At 60.9% G+C, this 680-nt stretch carries 1 protein-coding gene; it reads right to left on the bottom strand.

Annotated elements, in window-relative coordinates:
• On the bottom strand, positions 1–680 hold a 680-nt coding region (locus AC5ZGW_RS46710; RefSeq protein ID WP_496114206.1), incomplete at both ends, for an aldehyde dehydrogenase family protein.

Raw genomic sequence — 680 nt, 5'->3', positions numbered from 1 at the left:
CCGACGCCAGGCTCGTCGTGAAACACGACGCCTGCAGTCCGAACTCGCATTCGTTGGCGATCTTAATTGCATGGTCGAGGCTGTCAGCCCGCATGACAACCACCACCGGACCAAAAACCTCTTCGCGAACCAGTCGCGCCTCTGGAGGAGGATCGACGACGATCGTTGGCGGAATGAGGCATCCAGCGCTTTCACCAGTGCTCACGATGCTGCAACCAAGTGCCCGCGCATCATCGAGCATAGAGGTTATTCGGGCTGCAGCGCGCGCATTTACAACAGGCCCCAGATCGGTCTCGGGCAGTCTGGGATCCCCCAGTTTGAGCCGCTTGGACGCCTCGACGAAGCGCTCGAGAAACTTATCGAAAATCGACGTCTCCGCGATGATCCGCTGGGTCGAGATGCACTGCTGACCGCTTGCTTCGAAAGATGATGGAATGAGGCGCGCAACGGCGTCCTCGAGATTCGCATCTGCGGCCACCATGTTCGCTGAATTTCCGCCAAGTTCGCCGAGGAAGCGCTTCGCGCCTGCCGCGCGCGCTAAAGCGTCCCCCGCCGCAGTTCCTCCCGTCAGGGTAACGACATCCACGTCCGGATGCGCGGCAAGTGCAAGCGCCTCGTCACGGTCGCCCGGAATGACGTGAATGAGCCCTTCCGGAAGACCCGCCTGGACAAATGCCTTC

Source organism: Bradyrhizobium sp. Crot121 (assembly GCF_059512385.1).
Note: the sequence above shows the minus strand (reverse complement) of the source record. Positions and strands in the feature narration are given on the sequence as shown.